Raw genomic sequence first — 22769 nt, 5'->3', positions numbered from 1 at the left:
ACATGCCCAACCTACACGACATACAAAGGCGCATCAACTCCGTCACCTCGACGAAGCAGATTACGCGTACCATGGAAATGGTGGCGGCCGCTAAAATCCGTGGCGCTTCGGCACGCGTGGATGCAGCGACCCCGTATGCCGAATCCATGGCCGAAATGCTGGCGAATGTCGCAGACAGTGCAGGGAGCTCGGATAATCCGCTTTTACAAGAACACAGCGAAACAAAGCGTATGCTGCTGATTGCTGTTGTTTCCGATCGCGGTTTGGCTGGTGGCTTCAATTCGGAGGTGCTGCGCACCGTCGAAAAGCTGGTGCGGGCCAATGTGTCTGCAGGCATCGACACGAGTGTTATTGCGTGCGGTAAGAAGGCTATTTCGTACTTCGAATTCCGCAACATTGCACTGGAGATGGTCTTTAAAGACCTTTCCGCCGATCCGACAATCGAAGAAGCTCGCTCTATTGCTAATCGCGCCGTAAGTGGTTACACAGCGGGGGACTTCGATAAGGTTGTTATCGTGTATAACCATGCTAAGAATGCAGCTGAACAGGTATTACGGCAAGAAGTTATTCTGCCTATCGATGCTCAGAGCTTAGCTGCTGAAACAAGCGAGGCAGCTAAAGCTGCAGCCGCTGCGCTGGTGAGCAACGAAGAATCAGGGGAAATTGCCGGAGATATTATCTTCGAGCCAAGCGCTTCTGGTGTTCTCGATCAACTGCTTCCTGCTTATGTCAACACGATGATCTACCATGCACTGATCGACAGCGCAGCTGGTGAGCAGGGTGCTCGCCGCAATGCGATGAAGTCAGCAACCGATAACGCGAACGAAATGGTGGAAACGCTCGAGCGTTACTATAACCGCGTTCGCCAAGGCGCCATTACAACCGAGATCAACGAAATCGTCGGTGGCGCAGCAGCTTTGGAGGATTAAATGGCTGAAGAAACCAAGAACAACACGAAGGGGGCCATGGGACGTATCGTCCGTATCGTCGGACCTGTTGTCGATGTCGAATTCCCGCGGGATGCCATGCCCGCCATCTACAACGCGCTGACGGTTTCAGGCACCACTCCCATTGGCGAGGTACATGTTGTACTGGAAGTGCAGATGCACCTTCCGGGCGACCTGGTACGTGCCGTTGCCATGTCATCAACCGATGGTTTGGTGCGTGGTATGGAAGTCCAGGATACTGGCAATCCTATTATGATGCCGGTGGGCGAGCAGACGCTCGGCCGCATTTGGAATGTTGTCGGCGAACCTGTCGACGGCAAGCCGATGCCCGACATTGCACGCCGCATGCCTATCCATCATCCCGCTCCTGAATACGATACGCTGACAACCACGACCGAGATCTTCGAAACCGGTATTAAGGTTGTCGATCTGATTGAGCCCTTTATCCGCGGTGGTAAAACCGGTCTATTCGGTGGCGCTGGCGTTGGCAAGACGGTTATTATCCAGGAACTCATCAACAACCTCGCTCAGGAACACGGTGGTACATCAGTATTTACCGGCGTCGGTGAGCGCACCCGCGAAGGTACCGACCTTTATCTGGAAATGAGCGAAGCAGGCGTTATCAACAAGACCTGCCTGGTGTATGGTCAGATGAACGAACCGCCGGGAGCGCGTCTGCGCGTTGGCTTAGCTGGCTTAACAGAAGCTGAGTACTTCCGCGATCAGGGCCAGGATGTGTTGTTGTTTATCGACAACATTTTCCGCTTTACACAGGCTGGCTCCGAGGTGTCCGCTCTGCTCGGTCGTATGCCGTCTGCCGTAGGCTATCAGCCGACGCTGGCTACGGAAATGGGCGACTTGCAGGAACGTATTACGTCGACCAACGTTGGCTCAATTACGTCGGTACAGGCTGTCTACGTGCCTGCCGACGACTTGACGGACCCGGCGCCTGCGACAACGTTTACGCACCTCGATGCTAAGACCGTTCTGAACCGCTCCATTGCCGAGCTGGGCATCTATCCGGCAGTTGACCCGCTGGAGTCCACGTCTCGCGCCCTTGAGCCCGCTATTGTGGGTCAAGAGCACTACGATGTAGCAGTTGGTGTACAGCAGATTCTGCAGAACTATAAAGATCTGCAAGACATTATCGCCATCTTAGGTATGGACGAACTGTCTGAAGAACAGAAGCTCACGGTTAACCGTGCGCGTAAGGTGCAGCAGTTCTTGGGTCAGCCGTTCCACGTAGCCGAGCAGTTTACGGGTAACCCTGGCATCTACGTGAAGATGGAGGATACGGTCCGTTCATTCAAAGAAATTCTCGACGGTAAGTGCGATGAAATTCCCGAGCAGTGCTTCCGCTACAAGGGCGCTATCGAGGACGTATACGCCGCCTACGAGGAACTGAAGAAGGAAGAGAACTAGATGTCTACGCTCACCTGTGACATAGTCACTCCGGCGAAAAAGCTCTTTACCGAGGAATGCTACATGGTGGTTGTTCCTGGTAAAGAAGGTGAAATGGGCTTTTTGCCCGGACACGCTCAGCTGATGTCGACACTTGCCGATGGGGTAGTGCGCGTGCTGTCTGATGCGAGTACCGTTGCTCATACGTATGCACTGCAGGGCGGCTATGTACAGGTGACTGGCGAAAAAGTGATTATCCTTGCCGACCGGGCACAGTCTGTTGAAGATATCAACCTTGACGAAGTGCAGACACGGATAGCCGATCTGACGTCTCGTATTGAGGCAGAATCTGACGAGGCGCATCGTGATCTGCTTGAAGTTGATCTTGGATGGTACCGCGTACTTGAGCATGCTGCTGCTTAAGATTTGACGATTTGGTTTGCGGTTGAGTTTTTTCAGCTGTATTCAAATGGACAGTTGGTTGGGTCTTTCGATTTCACTGACACATATCATGTAAGGGAACGTCTCCGCAGAGCGCGGAGGCGTTCTTTTTTTTGATTCTTTCAATCTGCATGACTGCGTGAAAACTCCATCTGAATCCATGCGGTTCGTCGGCGCGTGGCTGTTATGATAACGAAGAAGAAAACGGGAGGATAAGGGCGCGCACATGGCATTCGTACACTTGCATAATCATACGGAATATTCCCTGCTCGATGGGGCAACTCACGTGAAAGATATGGTACAGCGTGCCGCTGATCTGGGCATGCCTGCTGTGGCCATTACCGACCATGGTGTGATGAGCGGTGTGCCCGAACTTGAAGATGCCTGCATTTCCGTCGAAAAGGAAACCGGCATAAAGGTGAAGCCGATCTTTGGCTGCGAGATATATTTCACGACCGACGATGAATTAAAGCGCGAAGGCAAGCCCCGTCTGTATCACATGATTTTGCTGGCTAAGACGAATGAGGGTTACCACAACCTAGTTAAGCTTGTCAGTGAATCGCACGTGGACAATTTTTACTATAAGCCGCGCACAACCTTTGCGATGCTTAAGCGCTACAGTAAAGGTCTTATCGGCACCAGTGCATGCATAGCAGGCATTATTCCGCGCCTGCTTGATTTGGGTCAGTATGAAGACGCCATGTCGTGGGCCCGTAAATTGGCGGGGTTGTTTGAGCCGGGCGATTTCTATCTTGAGTTGCAAGATCAGGGTGTCGTTACCGACCTCGGCCATACGCAGCATGAATTAAATGTACAGTTGTCGCAGATCGCGAAGGAATGCGGCCTTAAAACAATTGCTACTAACGACTTTCATTATCTGACGCACGACGATGCCAAGGCGCAGGACATCATCTTGTGTATCGGCACCGGTAGCCAGGTGGATGACACAAACCGCATGCGGTTTTCGAACGACCAGTTCTATATGAAAACGGAAGAAGAGATGCGTGCAGCGCTTGCCGATTTTCCTGAGGCATGCGACAACACGGTCGAGATTGCTGAAAAATGCAACGTGGTGCTCGAACGCGATTCGATTCTTCCGCGCTTTCCGGTGCCCGAGGGCGAAACTGAGGTCAGTTGGTTTCGCAAGCAGTGTGAATCGGGCCTGGTGCGCCGCTATGGCGAAGGTAAGGTACAGACCTTCCAGGAGCTTGCTCAAGTGCGTCCTGAAGTGGCCGAACGGTACGAGCACGAGGCGCAGGTTATTATCAAACAAGGCTTTCCTGCATACTTTCTTATCGTGCAGGAATACATTATGTGGGCAAAGGATCACGGTATTGGTGTTGGACCCGGTCGTGGGTCGGCAGCTGGCTCTATCGTTACGTATGCCATGGGCATTACCGACCTCGACCCGCTACCGTATGGACTGCTGTTCGAACGTTTCCTTTCCGAAGAACGTGTCGAGATGCCTGATATCGACGTTGACTTTGACGACCAGCATCGACAAGACGTTATTGACCACGTGCGCGAATTTTACGGTGAAGACCATATTAGTGGTGTGATCACCTTCGGTAAGCTGCAGGCAAAAAATGCTGTTCGCGATGCAGCCCGCGTACTGGGGTATCCGTATGGCGTGGGCGATCGCCTGTGTAAGCTTATTGGCAACGAATTGGGTATTACCATTCAGCAGGCACTGGAGACAAATCCCGACTTGAAAGCAGCTTATGAAAGCGAAGCGGATGCCCAGGCCGTTATTGATGCTGCGCAGTCCATTGAAGGACACGTGCGTGGTGAGGGTGTGCATGCCTGCGCCACGATTATCTGTCGCGATCCATTAGCCGACCATGTGCCTGTCAAGCGTGACACCAAGGGCGGTGGCATTATCACGCAGTACGACGGTCATTACACACCTGAGCTTGGCTTGCTCAAGATGGACTTTCTGGGGTTACGTACCTTAGGCGTTATTAGTCGTGCTTGTGACAACGTGAAAGCGCGTCACGGCATTGATATCGATCCTTCTGCCATCTCGTTGGAAGACCCTGAAGCATTCAAACTTATGTGCGGCGGCAACATGGATGGCCTGTTCCAGGTGGAGGGCAATCTATACGTTACGTTGTTCGCACGTATGAAGCCACGGCGCTTTTCCGACATTGTTGCTTCGATTGCACTTAATCGTCCGGGCCCGTTGCAGAATGGCTTTGTGGATGACTATGTTGACCGTGTGTCAGGGAAAAGCCAGGTCGTGTATTACGATGACCGCCTGCGTCCGATTCTTGAAGAAACCTATGGCACGATTGTCTATCAAGAGCAGCTCATGCAGATATCCATGCGTATGAGTGGTTTTTCGGCTGGTAAGGCTGACAAGCTGCGCAAAGCTATGGGTAAAAAGAAGCTCGAAGTTATGAAGGCCCTTGAAGAGGATTGGAACCAAGGGGCAGTCGATAATGGGTATTCGCTTGAGGTATCGAAAAAGATCTGGTCAGATGCTGAAAAGTTCGCCCAGTATGCGTTCAATAAGTCGCATTCGGCTTGTTATGCCGTACTCGTTATGCGCACAGCCTATCTTAAAGCTCATTATCCGAATGAATTTATGGCGGCTGTGCTGTCAAGCTATCTGGGGAACAACGATAAGCTGATTCATTACATTGCCAGTTGTGCGGCAAGTGGGATTCAGGTACTGCCCCCTGATATCAATAGTTCAAATGTCGAATTCACTCCCACCGATGAAGGAGTGCGCTTTGGTCTTGCTGGCGTGCGTGGTGTAGGCGAAAAGGTGGTTGAAGAAATCATCGCCGAGCGCGATACGCATGGACCATACACAAGCCTGCATGATTTTGTACACCGCCTTGATTCGCGCTGCTATAACCGCAAAACGCTTGAAGCTCTTATCAAGGCAGGGGCGTTCGATTCCACTGGCTATACGCGCAAGCAGCTGATGTACTTCATCGACGAAACGCCACTGCTTGAAAGCGCTGCCAAGCGCCAGAAAGACCGCAACTGCGGGCAAACGAGCATGTTTGACTTGTTTGGCGACAGCGATGACTCAGGATTTTCGGAGGAAACACCTGCGCCCGATGGGGTGGAATGGGACAAGCGCACGCTACTTGCCTTTGAAAAGGATATCTTGAAGATCTACGTGTCCGACCACCCTCTGCGTCCGTATGCTGGGCTGTTGAGTAAGTTGTCGAAGTTTCGGTTGGGCGACCTTGCCGATCGCGAGCACGATATTAAAAACGCAACGTTTGTCGGCATGATATCGAGTGTAGTGACAAAGCTGACAAAAAAGGGAACCCGTATGGCTACATTTACCCTTGAGGACACCACGGGTCATGTTGAGGCAGTTTGTTTCAAATACGAAGACTTCGCCAATGCTATTGCTGAGGACACCATCGTTAAGGTGAAGGGTAAGTACGAAGTAGGCGATCGCAACCAGCTGATGGCTTTCGAAGTCGAACGGTTGGATCTTGCTGATGAGCCAACTGATGTTGCGCCGCGTACCGTAGCGCTTTCGGTGATGCAGCGCGACCTATCGCAAAGCAACATGCAGTTCCTTACGCAGATACTGCGTAAGTATCCTGGTCAGGATAGTCTCGTACTTTTCGTGAGCCAACATGATGGACGCAAATATCGGGCAAATCTTCCCCTTACGGTTGATTCGCATGATAAAGCACTCTTTGGCGAACTGCAGAGTCTCTTCGGACGCAAGGTTTGGAGTGCCGCATCCTAATGGCAACCATCGCGCTGCTTATATCGTATAACGGGGCACCTTTCCATGGGTTTGCCCGTCAAGAAGGGGACCTTTTAACCGTTCAGGGCTCTCTTGAAGAAGCGCTTTCGTTGTTGTATCGCCGCGAGGTCGAAACGGTGTGCGCTGGTCGAACCGATACAGGTGTCCACGCTCGGGGGCAGGTAGTGACATTCGAGGTGACACCTGAAGAGCTTGCCAGCCATACTCCACATTCTCTGATACGATCGCTTAATGCGCTGACGCATGATGCTATTGGAATACGGCAGCTTCGCCGCGCACCGGATGGCTTTTCAGCGCGGTTTGATGCCAAGAGCCGCCATTATCGTTACTTTATCAGCGATGGATCGGTGCCGCCGCTTGTTATGCGCGATTTTTGCTGGCAAGTGCGCGGTGGTGTGTCGCTTGATGCGAACGCTATGACTGCCGCCGCCGCTTATCTTGTGGGCGAACACGACTTCAAGAGTTTCTGCTTGGCGGTGTCAGCTGCAGGAAAGCCCACACGGCGCGAAGTGCTGTCACTTACTGTTGAGCGCATTGAGGTTTTAGGCGATGAAGTGGTCTGCATCGATATCATTGGCAGTTCATTTCTGCACTCGATGGTGCGGACGATAGCTGGTACGCTTGTAGCGGTAGGACGCGGTTTGCGTCCACCAAGCTGGATGGCCGAAGTACTCGCAGCGTGTGACCGCACAGCAGCTGGGGAAAAGGCTCCGGCAGCAGGCCTAGTGTTTTGGGACGTTGATTACGGCAACGTCTTGCCATCTGACGGTTTCTGGCGGGAAGGAAGCTCAACATGGTAAAGCATCACACCCATAAAGAACATACCTTTAAAGCATCTCGTCAGATAAAGGCGAGTGTGCAGGCGGCTGCTGACCGGGCACACAGCGACAAGGGTGAGCACAGCGGCAAGGCGACACACAGCACGTGTAAGGTGTCGGGCTCTAGGGGTGAGTACGGCCAAAATTGCCAGGACAATCAGGGTCATTCAGCATCATCGCAGGCGCACAGGACTGCCTGTTCTGCTGACGCTGCTGAAACAGACCAGTCTGCATCTCCGCAGACTGAAGCGGCACGATTCAAACACTTTTACAGTTCGCGTGACGGTCTTATTTTGGTATATGAAGATGCCGCAGGACACCTCACGGCAATTGATCCAACAAGGCTGGCATAAGTGAGGGCGCACGCCGTGCAAACGAACAGTCTGTATGCCAGACAGCCTTCTGCAAAGCGACCCGCTGCGCAACAAGTTCAACATTCTCGAAGGGTTTCACCTATCCAACAGGCCAAGCAGGTTCGACAGCGCCCTACCCATTGTCTTGCAGGATTGATACACCGCGCTGCTTCACCTGTGGCAGTGCTCCTTATATTTCTGTGTATGGCGCTTATGTTACACTTTTTGTTTTTGCCTCAGTTTGCAGGCTTGCCCTTCGTGGGATTTACTTACGACGGTGGTGATGCGTCAGCCCAGTTGATTCCTGCTGTATCACTACTCGAGCGAAGCCTGATGGATGGCACGTTTTTCTGGTCGTGGGATTACGGCCTGGGCGGCGATCTCTTTTCTGAGTTTTCGTATTATTATTCGACGTCGCCCCTTTTCTACCTGCAATTCAGTATCAAATGGCTTTTTGGCGCCGCAGGTGGGGATTTCGCCACTACTCAAGCATGGCGCGTGGTGTTCAGCATTATTAAGCAGATTCTCTGCATGCTGTTCATGTATCTTCTTATCAGGCGTGAAGGAAAGGGTCGCCTTGCTGCTCTAACAGCTGGCATCCTGTATGGCTGTTCATTCTGGTACATCGATAATTCAGTAGCTTTTGACTTTATGACCGACGCCATGCTGTGGCCGCCGCTTTTGGTTATGGCTTTTAATCGCTGGAATCGCACCGGTTCGTGGATGCCACTTTGCCTTGTGCTCGCGCTGTCTATTGCGAGTAATTTTTACTTTGGCTACATTGTGTGCGTGTTCTGCATCTTGTTTGCGCTGGTGTTTGCCTATCGTGGAGAAAACGGGCAGAAATGGGCTGCTTTTATTCGCGGATATCTGCGACGTCTTGGTGTGTTGGCGCTGGTAGCGATAGGTGCTATCCTGCTTTCATCAATTGCTTTTATTCCCTCTGTCATTGCATTACTTTCAGCTGATCGTGCGCAAGTTCCCCTGCAGGTGGGTATTTTTCCGTCGCTGCATTTTGTGAAAGCATTGCCGGAGATTCTGTTTTTCAAGGGGGGTATGTTTTCGGCAAATGATGCGCAGACGTATGCATTTCCTCTTATTGCTATGTTGGCACCATTTCTGTTCAAACATTTGTCACCAGCTGGGCGCAAGAGGACTATTTTTGCGGCGCTTCTTGTTTTGCTCTGGTTACTGCCGGTTGTATCAAGCTTGATGAACGGCTTATCGTACCCGTCAAACCGCTGGTGCTATCTCGTGGTGTTTGCAGTGGCCTATGCGGTGCCCGATTGGATTGAATGCCTTGCAACAAAAGGTATTCGAGCTGTTCGTCCAGTGGTTTTTGTTGGGTTGGCTGTGCTGGCACTTGTTGTTTTGGCAACCCATAATGTGCGAGTACAAGATCTCAGCGGTGCGCCGGGTTATGTGTTCCAGCTCCTTGGTATATCTGACTTGGTATTTTTTGGGCTGCAAGTTGCCTTTATCGCAGTTATTTTGCTCAAAGGAACACGACAGCAAACAAATGGGGCAGCTCGAGTGCATGGAGTGCCTCTTTCGGCAGCGGCATTGGCACTACTTGCTGGTGCGGTTTTGTTGGCTATGCCATTTGGACCATATGCGGCCTATGCAGGGTTTCGCGATATGGGTGGAGCGGTTACCTTTTCGTCGCCCGAACAACTTAACAAAACATTTGAAGGCGACACGAGCAATCAAGAGACATATCGCCTTTTGGCTCAGGCTGGGGCTGAATTTGAAGCTGGGGTCAAGACTAAGACCGAACCCAGGGTTGCAGCTCATGTTCAGATTGATACTGATGCTAATGCTGGTGTTGATGCTAATTCTGGCACCGACTCTATTGATGCTAACAATACGTTCTTCCGTACAGCAGATGAAGAAACTTATCAAGATGATGCTAACTATCGTCGCTTTGAAAATCGTTCGTGGATCCTGGGCACTCATCCAGTGAGTGTTTACAATTCCCTGATCACCAAGGATATTAGCCAGTGGATCAAGCGCGAGCGGCAGGTAACTCCGACAACGCGGTCAGCCTCCCAGTATCGTGGGTTTGGGCATCGACTTTTTATTGAGAACGCATGGGGTATTGAGTATAAATTCAACACCACCGAAGCGAGCAATCTCTATGGGTATGAGCCACTTGATGATAGCAGTCACGAATCGCTCGGCGATACTTCCCAGGTACTTGGTGCTCAAGATGCTTCGAATGAGAACGCTAGCCAGACAAATATCTCGCATACAAATACTTCTCAGACGAATGCCCCTTCAAGCGACGAGGCAACCGAAGGGAAAACGACTGAGGGTAAAACAACCGCGGACAAGACCACCATGGACAAGGTCACCGCGTCAACCAAAGAAATCTGGCGCAACCGCTATGCTACCGGTATCGATCTATGGTACTCGACAGCAACTGCAAAAAGCAGCACACCTACCTGGAGTTTTGAAGAAAGCGATGCAGCCTTACTACAAACAGCAGTTGTTGACGATGACGTGGCCAATCGCCTCGCGCTGCCAAGTGGTACCCTTGAGTCGACGGTAACCGTTCTTCCTCTTGATAATTCGAATACACACTTCGACAATTGTTCACTTTCAAACGGGATTTTGCAGGTTGATTCAGGTGGGGGATCGATAACTATCGATCTTCCCGATAATCTCGGCAGTGGTGAGTGCTTGCTTTCTTTCACGCTTAAGAATACACAGGAAGAATCGTTCACGTTCCGTGTTAATGGCGAAGAGTACTGGCAAGGTGGAAAGACGCATCGCTGGCGGTATCCGATCGATAATTACTCTCTCTGTTTTCCCGAACCGGAAGGCTCTCTCAAGGTCAATATTTCTGCGGGAACGTACACAGTAGACAATGTGCAGCTTGAGTTTGGGTCATACAGCCGACTTGCTGATTGGACTAACTCGGTAAATCGGTATGGATTGGCTGATCTTACCGTCGGAAAAAGCAGCATTACAGGTACCATTCATACAGATGAAGCAGGCATTTTGGCTTTAGCAATTCCCTATAAAAAGGGGTGGACCTGCTTAGTTGACGGTAAGCCGGCAGATTCCTTTGTGGTAAACGGAATATTCGCCGGAGTCTTTCTTGATGCGGGGGATCACACCGTACAGTGGAGCTATGCTAACCCCTATTTTCCTTTTGCTGCAGGACTGAGCATCTTGACAGGTATGGCTCTTGCAGCGATATGGTATTTTAGGCGGCGAAAATCTGGGTCTAATGTACTTACTCGCAAGCAGATAGCGCGTCCGTCGGTACCGTCATGCTCACAGTCACGCGTACGGTCACACTCACCACACTTACTTGAAAACGACCTTGCGAAACAACACGAAGTTCCACGCCACAATGCAGACCATAGTAGCGAGCTTAGCAACAAGCGGCATAATGCCGACACCAGTCATATATGAAATAGCGACTGTACTAAACGTGCTGTTAAAGGCAAAAAGCACTAAGTACAAAAGAGCGCTTCGCGCCGGATTAGCAGAGCTTTTAAAGGTAACGCCACGGTGAGCAAGAAAGTTTGCAATAGTGGCAATAGTGATGGCGGTAAGGTTTGCCACCGGAATACTGACCTGAGCAAATACCGAGAGCCCCTGGAAGATAACCAGTTCAAGAAGGGCAGAACTTCCGCCCACAATTCCATAACGGATAAGCTGCCCAAGTGTTTTGCGGGCAGCGGTTTGGTTTGTCTCGGTGGTCATGCACATCCTTTCCTTACCGGGATAGCCTCATCCTTAAAGCCGGCCTGTACTGCTGATGTTGTGCACCACAGCTTTTCATATGCGGTTTCCGATCCCCTAATATCTTTAGCACTAGATGCTTTTCATACGTTTCGCAGACATCCTCTGCCGTGTCTTGTAAAATAGCAGCGCTAGCTACCACGTACTCAAGGACACCACATGATTGTCTCCTTTATTGTTCCTGCATTCAATGAGGAAGGAAATATTGAACCGTTTTTCGATGCGGTTGTCGCTGCTCTTGCTCTGCAGCCCGATGATGTTTCGTGTGAGGTTGTGTTTATCGACGATGGTAGCTCGGATGCAACATTTGCGGTGATGCTTCGCATCTTGCGTGAAAAGTCGTGTGAACGCGCGCGGGTGAAGGCGGTTTCTTTTTCACGTAACTTTGGAAAGGAAGCAGCGCTGTATGCCGGACTTCATCATGCTATTGGCGATATAGTGGCCTTTGTCGACGCCGATATGCAGCAGCCGCCAGCCGTTGCGTTTGAGATGGTGCAGGTATTGCGCGACCAGCCTGAATACGACTGCGTGGCAGCGTATCAGAAAGCGCGTCGACAGGGTTGGCTGCTGGCAAAGTGTTCGAGTGCCTTTTATCGAGTGCTTGGTAGTTCATCAAATATGGATGTTGTTGCCGATGCAAGTGACTTTAGGGTATTTCGCGCATCAGTCGCTCGTGCCCTTATGCAGTTGCCTGAGTATCATCGTTTTTCCAAGGGACTGTTTTCCTGGGTTGGGTTTCGTACGCTACCATTTCCCTATACGCCGGCCGAGCGGCTTTCTGGTAAAACGACCTGGTCGTTTCCAAAACTCGTACGGTATGCCCTGAATGGTGTGATTTCATTTACGACAAAACCCTTGCGCATTGCAACATGGCTGGGGCTTCTTTCGTCGCTGGCGGCAGTCATTTACTTTGTGGTTGTGATTATCCAGAACCTGGCGTTTGGTATAGACGTTCCTGGTTACACGACTATTGTGTGTCTCATTCTCTTGTTGGGTGGCATTCAGCTTTTGGTGCTTGGCATTATTGGTGAATACCTCGCGCGCGTATATGTACAAGGAAAGAATCGTCCCGTTTACATTGAACGTCGCTACGAGGAATAACCTCATAGGTGTCTTGCCAGCGAGGGCTTTGTGCAGAGAGCCAACCTTATACGGGAAAGCATCTCATGCAGAGAGTGTTTCTCCCAGTGATGCACAACTGTTGCAGTAAAGCGCTCTGAAGACTGTGAGTCATGTGGAATGCGGATTTGCGACTCGTATCTTACATTGGCAATGAAACGCTACGCTGGCTTTTTGCGATCGACAAAATAGATGCGGTACCACATAAGGAACATGTAGACAATCCAGATGCGGCGCGTGTTATCACGCGTGCCCGCTTTATGTTCGTCGAGTAAGCGCACGAGTTCGTCGGTGTTGAAAAAGCGCTGTGCTTCCTCGCCAGTAAACCAGCCTTTGACAAGCCCGTAGTACTTGTCCTGTTTCAGCCAGTTAGCAACGGGCACGGGAAAGCCAAGTTTTTGCTTTTGTGCCCAGTCGGTTGGTATGGCACGTTCAGCCGCTTGGCGCAGGGTAATCTTCGTTTGATGGTCGCTTACCTTGAGTGCAGTGGGAATAGAAGCAGCAACATTGAATACTTCTTTGTCCAAAAACGGCACCCGTGATTCAAGAGAATGTGCCATTGCCATTTTGTCGGTCTTCAGAAGGATGTCGCCGACCAGCCAAAAGTGCAGGTCGAGATATTGCATACGCGTAACTTCATCAAGACTGGATGCTTCAGCATATACCGGAGCCGTCAGCTGCTGAGGAGTTTTCATAGTGGCCGATGTCTTTTTCAGCAAGCGTGCCCGCTGATCTGGAGAAAACGCCACACCATTCGCATTTGTGTAGTACCAGTCCTCAACGGTTTCGCTTGCCCTCTCCAGATAATTTGCCCCGCGAATTCCTAAGCCACGCAACAATTTTGCAGCTGCTCGTAAAATAGGTTTTGGACACCACGAGAGTTTAGCGTTTTCAAGTGGTGTTTCGTACACGCGATAGCCGCCAAAAAATTCATCGGCTCCCTCGCCAGAAAGTACGGCTTTTACCTGTTTGGCGGCCAACTGATCGACAAAGTAAAGCGCTACAGCCGACGGGTCAGCAGATGGCTCATCCATATGCCATTGCACAGCTGGTAGCACATCCCAGTATTCTTGTTCGGTTATATGCTTACTTTCGTTTGATATGCCCAGTTCTTGCGCGAGTTCACGTGCCCAAGATATTTCGTCACGTTCCCCTTCATATTCAGAAAAGCCCACGGTGAACGTATGAATCGCCGGATTTTCGGTAGCCAAGCAGGCAGCCATATAGCTTGAATCGATGCCAGAAGAAAGAAACGATCCAACTTCAACATCCGCGACATTGTGATAGCGCACCGATTCACGCATGGTTTCATCGATAGCCTGGACGGTTTCGGCTTCACTGTGTGCATGATCGGGCGCAAAAGACGGGCGCCACCAGCGTTTGATATCGCAGGTGCCATCGGCACGTACGGTTAAACAGTGACCCTGAGGAAGTTTAAAAATGCCCTTGAAGAACGTTTCGTCGAGCGCTGAAAACTGGAAACATAAGTACTGTTCGAGTGCTTCTTCATTGAGTTCGCGCGTATAGGCAGGGTGCTCAAGAATGCACTTAATCTCGGAAGCGAAGATAAACGAGCCGTGCTGCTCTGTGTAGTAGAACGGCTTAATACCGAAGAAGTCACGTGCACAGAACAATTCGTGGGTCTTTTTATCCCAGATGGCAAAGGCGAACATGCCACGAAGACGGGGGAGTGCCGCTTCTCCCCACGCCAGATAGGCAACGAGCAGTACTTCGGTGTCGGAATGAGTCGCAAACGTCCAACCGTCGTGTTCGAGTTCGGCGCGAAGGTCCTGGTAGTTGTATATTTCACCATTGAATACTATTGCATAATCACCGCGTGCTGCCGCTGACTGTTTGTCTTGGCAGAATGCGCCATCAAGCGTGCGAGCGGGGGAGGTCACCCGAGCTGTTTTATCGCCTGTTGAACGCACCATTGGTTGACTGCCGCCTTCGAGGTCGATCAGAGACAAGCGGCGATGTCCCAAAGCGATATTGTCGTCGAGATAGCGTCCTTCGCCATCGGGTCCTCGATGAGCCATGACGTTGCACATGTTTTTGAGAATCTGGTCGCTGTCCGTATTCGTTTTTGTGAATCCGCAGATGCCACACATAGTGTGATTCCTTCTGATCGGGTTTTGAATGGTAATCGAACGACATTCTATCCTTCGGTTGCGCACTTGCGGCATGCTTGCTTAAAACAACATAGAGCGCATCAGGTAGGATATTTCAAACAATTTGTCAGTTTAGTCCTCTGTGGGTAACGATTGCTTTTGTAATTGTGGAGACGTGCCGTTTTTGCGATCTATAACCCCGAACAGTGGATGTTGCCTTTCCGTTATCCACTGGGAGATCTATAATGCCGGTTTTATATACTAATTCGAGCTGTATGGAAATATAGCTCCAGTGACACCCAGGAGGGTTTCATGACGCAGAAGACTGAACGAGCCTTATGGTCGGGCAAATGGATGTTTATCCTGTCTGCTGCCGCCAGTGCGGTGGGTTTGGGAAACATGTGGCGTTTTCCGTATCTTGCGGCGAAGTATGGCGGCGGCATTTTTATTCTTACATATCTGGTACTCGTATTTACTTTTGGCGTTTCGATGCTCTTGCTTGAAACGGCTTTTGGTCGCAAGACGGGTCAGTCAGTTATTGGGGCATTTCGCTCGTTTGGTAAGAAATATACCTTTATCGGCGTACTTGCCTCGGCAGTGCCGTTTATTATTACGCCGTACTACTGCATCATCGGCGGCTGGGTTGCAAAGTATATGGTGTCATATGTGACGAACTCGCCAGCTGATATGGCTGACGGTGGTAATTTCTTCGTAAACTTTATTGACAGTACTGATTCAAGTTTCTTGTTTATGCTGCTGTTTATGGCTGCGGCATTTCTTGTTGTTTCGTTGGGTGTTAAGGGTGGCATTGAAAAGGCTAACCTGGTTATGATGCCTTTGCTATTGGTAGCTGCTGTCGCTATTGCTGTGTACGTGGCAACGTTTCCTGGAGCGCTGGGTGGCATTGCCTATTATTTAACGCCTGATTTCAGCAAAATGTCGCCGGAGCTTCTTATTGGCGCATTAGGGCAGATGTTCTACAGTTTGTCGCTGGCCATGGGCATTATGGTTACGTATGGTTCATATCTCGGTAAGAAGGAAAATCTTACGAAGAGTGTGGCATGGATCGGCGGTGCTGATCTAGCTGTTTCGATTCTTGCCGGTTTAATGATTGTTCCTGCAGCGTTTATCGCCATGGGTTCAGCTGATGCAGTGGCGGCTAAATCGGGCCCTTCCCTTATGTTTATCACGCTGCCTTCGGTGTTCCAGCAGATGGGTGGTATTGCTCCAGTTATCGGTTTTGCCTTCTTCCTGCTGGTGTTCTTTGCTGCATTAACAAGTGCTATCTCGCTTATCGAAGCATGCGTTTCTATCATTAGTGATGGAGCTGGTTGGTCGCGTCGTCGCTCTCTTATTACTACGGTTTTTGTGGTAGTAGTCGCAGGTATTATCATTAACCTTGGCTACAACGGCCTTTCGTTCATTCAGCCTTTGGGCGAAGGTTCAACGCTCCTTGATTTCTTCGACTTCATTTCGAATTCGGTGCTCATGCCTATCGTGGCACTGATGACGGTTATCTTTATCGGTTGGATCATGAAGCCGAGCATTATCATCGAAGAGGTGAAGCAGTCTTCAGACTTCAAGCTGGAGAAGGCGTGGACGGTTATTATCAAATATGTAGCGCCGGTGCTGCTTGTGGTTATTCTGGTTGCTTATGTCGGTGCACAGTTTGGCCTGTTCAGCTTCTAAGGCTTTCACATTTGCTATTATGGAAGCGCCTGCACTAACGCGGGCGCTTCCATAATGTTACGAAGAATATAAGTAACCAGGCACAACAGGAGATTGTCATGTCGCTTTCTATCGGTATCGTGGGTCTGCCTAATGTTGGCAAGTCGACGCTGTTCACCGCGTTAACGAAGAAGGGCGGCTTAGCAGCAAATTATCCCTTTGCGACGATCGAGCCCAATGTGGGGGTCGTGCCAGTGCCTGATGCGCGACTCAACCGCTTAGCAGAAATTGATCATCCTGCTCGCATCGTGCCGGCTACGGTTGAGTTTGTTGATATTGCTGGTTTAGTGGCAGGCGCATCGCAGGGTGAAGGACTGGGCAATCAGTTTTTGGCAAACATTCGTGAAACCGATGCGATTTGCGAAGTAGTGCGCTTCTTTTCCGATCCAGATGTCGTACATGTGGCTGGTAAGGTTGATCCACAGAGCGATGTAGACACTATCAAAACAGAGCTGATACTGGCAGATGTCGCGACGTTGGAAAAAGCGCTGCCTCGTTTAGAAAAGGAAGCAAAACGCGACAAGTCGCTTGCCACACGTGTGGAAGTTGCACAAAAGGTAATGGCAGGGCTCAACGAAGGTCATCGTGCTCGTACGCTCGGCTTATCACATGAAGAAACTGCTGCTATTTACGATCTGCACCTGCTAACCATGAAGCCGATGTTGTACATAGCCAATGTTGATGAGGACGCACTTTCGGCTGATCTGCCTGAAATTGATGGAACAGTGCCCGTTCCTATTTCTGCGCAGGTTGAGGCTGATCTCGCTGATTTAGAGCCTGAGGAAGCGCAGGAATATCTTGCTGAATTGGGGCTGTCTGAAAGTGGACTCGCGCGATTGGTGCGCGAAGCGTACAAGCTGTTGGGATTGCAGAGCTATTTTACAAGCGGTGAAACAGAAACGCGTGCTTGGACTATTCCCGTTGGTGCCAAGGCACCTGAAGCAGCTGGGGTGATCCATTCCGATTTTGAGCGCGGATTCATTAAGGCTGAGACAGCAAGCTTTGCCGACTACAGCGAACTTGGTGGTGAGGCGGGTTGCCGTGCTGCGGGCAAATTGCGTCAAGAAGGCAAGGATTATGTGGTGCAAGACGGTGACGTCATGCACTTCAAGTTCAACGTATAGAAATTGACACCCTTACAGGCAAGAACCATGGCGGTACACCACCTCAACCGCATATTTCACCTGCTTACTTCAGGTCTATGCCTTTACAAGTAAGGGTCAAGGGCTTTCTTCCAACTATCAATAAGACGTTCCTTCGACCAAGCGGCATTGGCAGGGCTGGTCGAGGGAAGACCAATAATCGGTCGTTTTGTGTGTGCTTCAGCCAAGCGACGATATAGCGTCTCGGCAGTACGGCCATTGGCGTACACAGCTTCGATTGATGCCGCATCGAAAATGATATTCAGGTTGGCGGGCACCGCATGCCTGATAGTGCTGTCGGCAGACCCTTTAATGTCACAGCTCTCGATAACGTCCCAAAGGGCAATGCCAGCATCTTTTAACAATTGCCGCTTCGCCTGAATGGACGTATTCAGCGGGGTATTTGGTGGCGTAGGCGCCCCAACGCAGGCAGCTATAACGTGCCAGAAACGATTTTGTGGGTTGCCGTAATAGAAACTATTTTGTCGTGACAGCACTGAAGGAAAACTGCCTAGTATGAGCACGTGCGATCGACTGTCGAAGACCGGACCAAACCCATGGTCGATATGTTGGTATTCTTGCAAACGTTCATCCTTCGTGCGCGGTTGGTAACGATGGTTATTATAAAAGGGAAAGAAACGTGGTACCGAGTCGCCAACTGGAAATGCTTTAGAACCATGAAAGGAGGAAGCAACCTGATGGCACAGCAAAAAACAAAGCTTCGTTGGCTGCCTGCTATCGTTTGGGCCTGCTTCATCTTTTTCATGTCAGCTCATTCGGGAGGCGATCTGTCTTCAGGAATGTTTGGGTCGGTGCGCGAGACCCTGAAGGCCGCTATCGACAGTATGATTGGCTACCAAGACGATCCAGTTTCACCGCTTTGCCACTTTCTTGAATACTTGATATTAGGCCTGCTCGTGGCTTTTGCATTAAAGGGCCAGATGCGGTCGTCACATGCTTTTCTGTTGGCTGTTGCCCTTGCAAGTGTGTATGGGGTAACTGACGAAATTCACCAACTGTTTGTGCCGGGACGCTTCTGCGATCCGGCTGATTGGGCTACCGATACCTGTGGAGCAATTCTCGGTGCAGCTTTGGTGCTCGCGCGCAGTCGCAGTCGAGTGACGGCAAGATCAGACCACGCAACACCAGCAGGCTCAGATGATATGGAGCAGCTGCAATGAATACGTTTACACACATTCATTCCGATCCAGATGTTTATTCAATTCCCGTTCCGTTTCCTAACTATGCGACGTCGGAAACGAACTGCTATCTCATTCAACAGGACGGCGAAACGCTCGTTGTCGATGTGGGTGCCCCTAGTGCCGTAGGGCGCACCATGCTTGAAGGTGCGTTGCACGATTTAAAAGCCGATCCGCAGCACACGTCGTTTTTCCTCACGCATTTTCATATGGACCATGTGGGATTGCTCGACGAAGTGGCGAACCCGAGCCAGACGGTTTATCTGAGTCACGTTGATTTTGGACGGATGCAACGCAGCCTTTATGACCCCTGGGTTGACCAGCTGTATAAGCGCATGCTTTCAGAAGGCTGTCCAGCCCACTACCGTTCGATTATTGCTGAAACAAGACAGGCCGATCGCTTCGATGCGGATATCCATATGCTTTCGTTTGTCGGGGAAGGGGACTCTATCGCAGTGGGTTCTGCCACGTTTGACGTGTTTGAGGTTGGTGGTCATACGCCGGGCCATCTTGCTCTGCTGCACCGACCAAGTGGAATGCTGTTTAGCGGCGACCATGTGCTGTTTGTTATCTCGCCCGGCGTCGATTTACAGCCTGACCGAACCGATTCGATGGAAACCTATCTCCAAAGTTTAGAAAAGGTGCGAAATCTGCCGTATCGCCAGCTGTTACATTCACATGGGCCCTTGTGGAACAACGTAGAAGAGCGCATCGACTGGCTGGCTCATCATCATGTGCAGCGTGCGGCATCGGCCTTGTCGGTGATTGAGGCAACCCCGGGTTTGTCGGGTGAAGAGTTGACACGCTTGCTTTCTTGGAATGTGCCTCATAAAACCTGGGATGATATTGCGCCAGCTCAGCAGCGTTACATTTCAGGCGAGGGCATTGTGATTCTGGACTATCTTTGTGGCCTCGGCGACATTAAACGAACTGCCGATGACATGGGCATCAATCGCTATTATGCGCAGCGTGCTGGTGCTGATTCGCGCATAGCGGCACTCCTTGCACAGGCTTCGCAGCGGTTAGAGAATACAAAAGTGTAAAAGGCAAGCTGGTTGTCCTTCGGGCATGCGCCATGGGTTGCATAATATTAACTGAACAGGAATAATATATAGACACAAAAAGGAGGATTTAGAGAGAAAAAAATTGAATTTGCGGAGGTTTTCTATGAAGTATGAAGAAATTAAATTAAATATTTCAAATGATAAAATTAGCAATTACAAAATATTTAAAGGGATGAAGCTGTATTCTGAAATATTTAAATCCGAAAATGAAAAGAAGTTAATAAATAAAAGAGTATTTGTAACTCCAAAAGGAAACTATGTTTATTATGAAAGGACAGATATAAATTGGAACTATTGGTCAGATAGAACAAGATATGATTCGAGTTTTGAATTAAGTGATATCAAACATAATATAGTATTTGAAGTATCAACAGAATTGACTAAGTTTACAAAATATTTAGGAGAAGAAGTAGTCAAAAAAATTATGTTTAAAGAAAAAAATGGAGAAATAGTAGAAGTACTAGATATTTAGTACATCTTGAACTCCCTATTTATTAAATTAAGTAAATTTAGAATTTTGGGGGTATCCGTTTATGGAATGGTATAGTTATATAACCAAACAAGAAAAAAGAAATTTTCAAAATTTGTCGAAGTAAAACAATTAAATATAAACAATTATATAGCAACTTATGAAACAGTAAATCAAAAAGGTTTACTGTTTTTTGTTGTTCAATTTTCAAAAAATCGTCCATAAACATAAAAAGGTACTTGACAAAACGCTCTCTGGGCTGCAGGACACTATTCTGGGTCCTACTCCAGAGAGTTTTCTTATTTCGTATTCACTCGGTTATACACACTATTTCTCGTATCCCATTATGAATATCCACTATTTCATGTTGCCTCACAGTTACTCTCTCGCATCTACTTGCGCAAGTTAGCTCATGTACTGTTTTACTTGCTTTGTCAGTCAAAAATTGCTGTCCCGTTAAAAAGGTGCATTTTAGAACTGCAGCACAGAGGCCTTAGCTGGCTTTGCTATGATGAGAAACCGTGATACAGCTCGTCCAGACTGAAGTGTCGGGAAGTTTTGTACGAATTGCGACAAACAACCGGCAGCCGTGCAACTTTTAAAAGCGATAGTGCTGGAGGGCAATTCTTTTGCAGATCGATCTTGCATAATGCTTATGCAGCGAAGGTGTGTGTCATGACCGAACACGTAACTGAAAAGGATGTGCGTGCGATTGCCGAATACGCCCGCATTGGTCTAGCCGATGGGGAACTCCCTCAGATGACAGCTGACTTAAATGCGATCATTGACAGTCTTGCGCCCATTACTGAATACGATTTGGAAGGCGTTGAACCGACGTTTCATCCCATTGGTGATCTTTCAAATGTTATGCGCGACGATATCGAGCAGCCAAGTTTTACGCAAGAACAAGCGCTTGAAAATGCGCCAGCACAGCAAGAGGGAAGTTTTCTTATTCCTTCTATCTTGGGTGGAGGTGATGCCCGATGAAGGATTTCGCTTGCTGTTCTATCGCTACCATTCGCGAAGGCCTACGTGTGGGGGAATTTACTGCGCGCGAAGTTGCTGAACAGTCGATTGCCCGTATAGAGGCTATCGATCCGACAATTAATGCGTTTTTGGAAACAACGCCCGAAGCGGCTCTTGCGCAGGCTGATCAGGTTGATGCAGCTATAACTGCAGGCAACTTTGATACGCTAGGCTCCTTGGCCGGCGTGCCGGTAGCTTTCAAAGACAACATGAATCAAAAGGGCACCCACACCACGTGTGCTTCGCGGATGCTTGAAAACTATGTTTCACCTTATACAGCTACCTGTGTACAACAGGTGATTGACGCTGGCGCTCTGCCATTAGGCAAGCTCAACATGGATGAATTTGCGTTTGGCAGCACAACCGAATCGAGCGCTTTTGGCACGACCAAGAACCCTTGGAATACCGCACATGTGCCAGGAGGTAGTTCGGGTGGTAGCGCTGCGGCAGTAGCTGCGGGCATGGCAAGCCTGACATTAGGAAGCGATACGGGTGGGTCTATTCGCCAGCCGGGTAGTTTCTGTGGTGTCGTGGCTGTTAAGCCAACCTATGGAGTGGTATCGCGCTATGGGGTCGTGGCCTTTGGCAGCTCGCTTGACCAGGTGGGACCTTTCACGCGTACAGTTCACGATGCGGCCGTTGCGCTCAACGTGCTTTCTGGTCGCGACACGAAGGACTGCACAAGTCAGCAATGCACCATCGACTTCACAGAAGGGCTCGATCGGGGCATCGAAGGCATGACTATTGGTATCGTGCCGGCGTTCATGGAAGCAGAAGGCCTTTCGCATGAAGTGCGCAGCGCGGTTGAGTCTGCCGCTGAACAGCTGCGCAGTTTTGGTGCCCAGGTGGTAGAGGTTGATCTTCCTCATGCGGCGGCTGCTATCAGCGCTTACTACGTGTTGGGTCCCTGCGAGGCTTTTTCGAATCTTTCGCGTTTCGATAGTGTCCGTTATGGATACCGCGACCCGGGCCATACGGATCTGGGCAGCCAATATGAAGCGAGCCGAGAAAAAGGCTTCGGTCTTGAGGCACGCCGGCGCATCATGCTCGGAAGCTATCTTCTTTCAGCGGGGGTCTACGATACGTACTACTATCCCGCTCAGCAGATTCGCACCCTTATCACGCAGGATTACAAGCAGGCGTATGAGAAGGTTGACTGCATTCTCGCGCCTGTTGCACCGCGCACGGCATTTCGATTCGGTGAACTTTCTGATCCCACGAGCATGTATCTGTCCGATATGTTCACTATTTCTATTAATATCGCTGGCAATGGCGGCATGAATATGCCGGTTGGCCTGGGAAAAGAAAGTGGGCTGCCCGTTGGCGTGCAGCTGATAGCACCAGCGTTTCATGATGAAAACATGTTACGTGTAGCAGCAGCACTTGAAGTGGCCTATGGCTCTGCGCCGATCGCTCCCGATTTTGCTAACCAGAAAGCAGGTGCATAGGC

General features: G+C 50.0%; 18 protein-coding genes. 15 read left to right on the top strand and 3 right to left on the bottom strand.

All coding sequences use genetic code 11. The features are described 5' to 3' along the window. Positions 1 to 2: 2 nt before the first annotated feature. The 7 genes from atpG to CCUR_RS05965 all read left to right on the top strand — a co-directional run bounded on the left by atpG (position 3) and on the right by CCUR_RS05965 (position 11128). The gene (gene atpG, locus CCUR_RS05995; protein ID WP_015778754.1) at positions 3 to 929 is read left to right on the top strand and encodes an ATP synthase F1 subunit gamma; all 927 of its coding nucleotides are present in this window, start codon (positions 3 to 5) and stop codon (positions 927 to 929) included. After that, positions 930 to 2369, top strand: coding sequence for a F0F1 ATP synthase subunit beta (gene atpD / locus CCUR_RS05990; RefSeq protein WP_015778753.1), 1440 nt, complete (start codon positions 930 to 932; stop codon positions 2367 to 2369). Beyond that, a complete protein-coding gene (gene atpC / locus CCUR_RS07430; protein WP_015778752.1) occupies positions 2370 to 2771 on the top strand; it encodes an ATP synthase F1 subunit epsilon in 402 nt (133 codons plus the stop codon). Positions 2772 to 3015: 244 nt separating this feature from the next. Beyond that, entirely contained in the window at positions 3016 to 6513 is a 3498-nt protein-coding gene (gene dnaE, locus CCUR_RS05980) for a DNA polymerase III subunit alpha (protein WP_015778751.1), read from the top strand. Next, the gene (gene truA, locus CCUR_RS05975) at positions 6513 to 7334 is read left to right on the top strand and encodes a tRNA pseudouridine(38-40) synthase TruA (RefSeq protein ID WP_015778750.1); all 822 of its coding nucleotides are present in this window, start codon (positions 6513 to 6515) and stop codon (positions 7332 to 7334) included. The genes dnaE and truA overlap by 1 nt, the downstream gene beginning before the upstream one ends. Further along, entirely contained in the window at positions 7328 to 7705 is a 378-nt protein-coding gene (locus tag CCUR_RS05970) for a hypothetical protein (RefSeq protein WP_015778749.1), read from the top strand. Before truA ends, CCUR_RS05970 begins: the two co-directional genes overlap by 7 nt. Positions 7706 to 7909: 204 nt before the next feature. After that, entirely contained in the window at positions 7910 to 11128 is a 3219-nt protein-coding gene (locus CCUR_RS05965) for a YfhO family protein (RefSeq protein WP_143711821.1), read from the top strand. On the opposite strand, the gene CCUR_RS07425 is transcribed toward CCUR_RS05965, so the two are convergent. After that, positions 11021 to 11422, bottom strand: coding sequence for a GtrA family protein (locus tag CCUR_RS07425; protein ID WP_169302070.1), 402 nt, complete (start codon positions 11420 to 11422; stop codon positions 11021 to 11023). The genes CCUR_RS05965 and CCUR_RS07425 overlap by 108 nt on opposite strands. A gap of 198 nt (positions 11423 to 11620) precedes the next feature. Here CCUR_RS07425 and CCUR_RS05960 point away from each other — a divergent pair, with 198 nt between their 5' ends. After that, the gene (locus CCUR_RS05960) at positions 11621 to 12562 is read left to right on the top strand and encodes a glycosyltransferase family 2 protein (RefSeq protein WP_015778747.1); all 942 of its coding nucleotides are present in this window, start codon (positions 11621 to 11623) and stop codon (positions 12560 to 12562) included. Between the two features lie 179 nt (positions 12563 to 12741). Here the strand turns inward: CCUR_RS05960 and asnB are convergent, their stop codons facing one another. Further along, the gene (gene asnB, locus CCUR_RS05955; protein WP_015778746.1) at positions 12742 to 14691 is read right to left on the bottom strand and encodes an asparagine synthase (glutamine-hydrolyzing); all 1950 of its coding nucleotides are present in this window, start codon (positions 14689 to 14691) and stop codon (positions 12742 to 12744) included. 312 nt (positions 14692 to 15003) lie between these two features. Here asnB and CCUR_RS05950 point away from each other — a divergent pair, with 312 nt between their 5' ends. Both CCUR_RS05950 and ychF read left to right on the top strand, forming a co-directional pair. Continuing rightward, a complete protein-coding gene (locus CCUR_RS05950) occupies positions 15004 to 16380 on the top strand; it encodes a sodium-dependent transporter (RefSeq protein WP_015778745.1) in 1377 nt (458 codons plus the stop codon). Positions 16381 to 16478: 98 nt separating this feature from the next. Beyond that, complete coding sequence (gene ychF / locus CCUR_RS05945; protein WP_015778744.1) at positions 16479 to 17543, top strand: redox-regulated ATPase YchF; 1065 nt, start codon at positions 16479 to 16481, stop codon at positions 17541 to 17543. Positions 17544 to 17626: 83 nt separating this feature from the next. Here ychF and CCUR_RS05940 read toward each other — a convergent pair whose 3' ends face one another. After that, complete coding sequence (locus CCUR_RS05940; protein ID WP_015778743.1) at positions 17627 to 18145, bottom strand: DNA-deoxyinosine glycosylase; 519 nt, start codon at positions 18143 to 18145, stop codon at positions 17627 to 17629. A 114-nt stretch (positions 18146 to 18259) separates the two neighbouring features. Here CCUR_RS05940 and CCUR_RS05935 point away from each other — a divergent pair, with 114 nt between their 5' ends. From CCUR_RS05935 to gatA, 5 genes are all read left to right on the top strand, one after another. Beyond that, complete coding sequence (locus CCUR_RS05935; RefSeq protein WP_015778742.1) at positions 18260 to 18742, top strand: VanZ family protein; 483 nt, start codon at positions 18260 to 18262, stop codon at positions 18740 to 18742. After that, the gene (locus tag CCUR_RS05930; protein WP_015778741.1) at positions 18739 to 19803 is read left to right on the top strand and encodes an MBL fold metallo-hydrolase; all 1065 of its coding nucleotides are present in this window, start codon (positions 18739 to 18741) and stop codon (positions 19801 to 19803) included. Before CCUR_RS05935 ends, CCUR_RS05930 begins: the two co-directional genes overlap by 4 nt. A 124-nt stretch (positions 19804 to 19927) precedes the next feature. Next, complete coding sequence (locus CCUR_RS05925; protein ID WP_015778740.1) at positions 19928 to 20296, top strand: EXLDI protein; 369 nt, start codon at positions 19928 to 19930, stop codon at positions 20294 to 20296. A 672-nt stretch (positions 20297 to 20968) separates the two neighbouring features. Next, positions 20969 to 21280, top strand: coding sequence for an Asp-tRNA(Asn)/Glu-tRNA(Gln) amidotransferase subunit GatC (gene gatC / locus CCUR_RS05920; RefSeq protein ID WP_015778739.1), 312 nt, complete (start codon positions 20969 to 20971; stop codon positions 21278 to 21280). Continuing rightward, the gene (gene gatA, locus CCUR_RS05915; protein ID WP_015778738.1) at positions 21277 to 22767 is read left to right on the top strand and encodes an Asp-tRNA(Asn)/Glu-tRNA(Gln) amidotransferase subunit GatA; all 1491 of its coding nucleotides are present in this window, start codon (positions 21277 to 21279) and stop codon (positions 22765 to 22767) included. Before gatC ends, gatA begins: the two co-directional genes overlap by 4 nt. The last annotated feature ends 2 nt before the right edge of the window (positions 22768 to 22769 follow it).

This window comes from Cryptobacterium curtum DSM 15641, assembly GCF_000023845.1.
GTDB lineage: Bacteria > Actinomycetota > Coriobacteriia > Coriobacteriales > Eggerthellaceae > Cryptobacterium > Cryptobacterium curtum.
Note: the sequence above shows the minus strand (reverse complement) of the source record. Positions and strands in the feature narration are given on the sequence as shown.